Source organism: Mesorhizobium sp. LNHC252B00, assembly GCF_000502955.1.
Lineage (GTDB): Bacteria > Pseudomonadota > Alphaproteobacteria > Rhizobiales > Rhizobiaceae > Mesorhizobium.
Genome location: NZ_AYWO01000072.1, coordinates 1 through 2,778, shown reverse-complemented (window position 1 = coordinate 2,778; position 2,778 = coordinate 1). Strand labels below are relative to the sequence as shown.

1 protein-coding gene and 3 pseudogenes are annotated in these 2,778 nt (G+C 59.4%); 1 reads left to right on the top strand and 3 read right to left on the bottom strand.

Annotated elements, in window-relative coordinates:
- Positions 1 to 1,240, top strand: a 1,240-nt coding sequence (locus tag X744_RS139870; RefSeq protein ID WP_023763208.1) for an ABC transporter substrate-binding protein, incomplete at its 5' end; no start/stop codon positions are given.
- 162 nt (positions 1,241 to 1,402) lie between these two features.
- On the opposite strand, the pseudogene X744_RS01000000170710 reads toward X744_RS139870, so the two are convergent.
- The 3 pseudogenes from X744_RS01000000170710 to X744_RS1000000173260 form a co-directional block, all read right to left on the bottom strand.
- Positions 1,403 to 2,117: pseudogene (locus tag X744_RS01000000170710) on the bottom strand (TrbG/VirB9 family P-type conjugative transfer protein).
- Positions 2,118 to 2,163: 46 nt separating this feature from the next.
- A pseudogene (locus X744_RS1000000175805) lies at positions 2,164 to 2,265 on the bottom strand (conjugal transfer protein TrbF); the annotation flags it as partial.
- Between the two features lie 3 nt (positions 2,266 to 2,268).
- Positions 2,269 to 2,514, bottom strand: a pseudogene (locus X744_RS1000000173260) (transposase); the annotation flags it as partial.
- Positions 2,515 to 2,778: the final 264 nt, after the last annotated feature.

Sequence of the window (2,778 nt, the reverse complement as noted above, 5' to 3'; positions counted from 1 at the left end):
TCGCTGGACCCAGACTTCCAGCGGGCAGTTGCTCATGGAGCGAACTAAGGATATTTCAAAAAAGGATGACAAGACATTCACGATTACGCTGAGGGAGCCACTTGCATTACTGATAGATATGCTGGCTTCAATGGCCGCGTATTCGCCATTCATCATGCGCGAGAAGGACGCAGATCGCCCTCCAACAGAACAGGTGACCGCGAACATCGGATCGGGCCCCTTCAAGTTCAATGAGGCTCTCACCAAGCCGGGCGCGAGCGTGACCTATGATCGAAATGAGAAATACGTGCCGCGCAAGGAGCCTCCAGATGCGTTTGCGGGCGGCAAGGTCGTGAAAGTTGATCGGGTTATCTGGGACAATATATCCGATCCGCAAACTGCTTTAGCGGCCTTGCAGGCAGGAGAGGTCGATTTTCTGGAATCTCCTCCACCTGATTTTTACTCAGTCATCCAAAGCGATCCGAATCTTGAACTTCAGGTCTTGAATGAGTCCGGCGAGCTATACTTTCTGCGGATGAATTGCCTTCAGAAACCTTTTGACAACCTCAAGGCGCGTCAAGCGATGCTCCACCTGATTGACCAGAAGGCATTCCTGCGCGTCATTTCTCCAGATGCTAAATACGCTCATCCCGCCGTGTCGATATTCGGAAGCAGGACGCCTTATTCTAATGACCAGAATACGGGTTGGTACAAGAGGGGCGGCGACCTTGAAAAAGCAAAACAGCTCTTTCAGGAAGCGGGATATGCCGGCGAGAAGGTCGTCATTCTCCAGCCCACCGATCGCGTCGAGGTCAGCAACGCCGCGCAACTTGTAGCGGCCACACTGCGCAAGATTGGCATCAACGCCGAGCTTGCTCCCAGCGATTGGGCCGGCATCGTCGCGCGCCGCCCTAACAAGGGGCCTGTTGAAAGTGGTGGCTGGAGCATTTTCATAACGTATTCTAATGATCGCAGTTTCGGCGATCCGATCACCGCACCCTGGCTATCCGCCAATGGCGAGAATGGTTATTTCGGCTGGCCCAAAAGCGACGAGTACGAGGCTCTCCGAGCCAAATGGGCAAATGTCGAAACGCTCGATGGACGCAAGGCACTAGCCGGCCAGATGCAAGAGATCTTTTGGGATCTCGCCGGCTTTGTTTTCTTGGGTCAATCTGTTCAGCCAATAGCGCGCCGTAAGACACTCACCGGCCTCGTCGGGGTGCCTGGCCAATTGGTGATGTGGAACATGCAGAAGGGTTGAAAATTCTTCGAGGAACGGCCTCGGCAGTTACCCCATGGCAGCGGCCGAGGCCTCTACTTTTTACTCTTTAAGGTGTGATCCTGAATCCACATTTGGATGGAGCGTTGGGGCGGCAGTTCACAAAGCTGAGAAGGGACAGGCAGGAGCGGCGATCGGGCATCCCTACCCTCCCCGCCTGATCGTGATCTTCTCCTGGCCAGCCGACGCCAGAAACGAGGACCGCGCGGTCGACGTTATAGTCGACGATCATCATGTCGCCCTTCATGCGGTAGTTCACGAGCCTGTTCTGGCCGCCGGAGACCACGAACAGCACGGGCGCATTCTGACCGACGAGAGAGCGCGGGAACTGGATGTAGGTTCTTTCTCCGTCACTGTAGACGCGCGTCGGCCGCCAGCCGGCGCGTCCGCTCACCGAAAGCGGAAGTTCAACTGCTCGGCCGGAACGCCTGCTCCCTTCAGCTGGATGTGATAGGTGCGGCGCGACGTCGTCACCACCATCGAGGTGACAAGCCCCGGCTCCGACGGCTTGACCACCAGATGGATCGCCTAGCCGCCCACGCCGTCGGAGGTCGCGGGCTCCACCTTCCAGCGTACGGTATCCCCGACCAGCACGTCCGCACGATCTCGCCTGGCTGCAGCTCGATGTCGCAGACCTGGAGTGCCGAGCAGACGACGGACGGCTGCACCTCTCCCGCAAAAAAGATCACCTTCCCATCCGGTCCTTTGGTGAAGGCCACAAGGCCGCGGCTGCCGCGCCATTGGCCGGAAATCGCCGTGCCCTTGGCCTCGTTGGCGCTCATGCCCTGAGCGTGGGTTCCGGAAGGAAGAGGGGCGCCGCGGCAAGGGCGATGCCAAGGGCGAGGGCCGGCGCGGCCATGGGTGTGGGGCGTTTCATGGTCGGGCGGTTTCCTAGAGCTGCGCGGTCAGTCGATGTCGCGGATGTAGAGGCCGATGGGATTGAGCGGGATAACGGCCTCGTCCTGGGGAGCGGTGAGCGTTACGGCCGCGCCGGTGAGGCGCCGGGACTGTCAGGAATTCCGTGTGCTGGCGGGCTGTTGAACATATGCAGCCATCGCCCTGATGAAGCGCTCGCCGAAGATGACGGCGAATTGGGCCTTGGCCATGGTCCACTCACGTGGCGGCATATTCCACTCTTTTTCCGATCGGTTCAAGATCAGATAGAGCAACTTGGTGGCAGCATCGTCGCTGGGGAAATGTCCCCTGGCCCTGACGGCCCGCCTGAGTTTCGAGTTCAACGCCTCTATTGAGTTCGTAACCGGTATGAAGATCTCGGTGCCGATGTCCGGCTGCGGTTTCCAGGATTGCGGCTGTCAATCGGCTCGAAATGGGCCCCCTGGATCGGCGCGCAAAGGGACCCCTTCATCGATTTGGGACGGTAAGCGCTCGCTGGGCGGAGCTGGTCGGGTTGCGCAGCCCGACGAGCGCGGTTGGGACTCGCACGCGACTGTCCGAGGCGCCGGAGCGGGCTCGCCGATCGCTCTTAGGCGGTCGCCCGTCGTCGCGATGCAGGACCATCT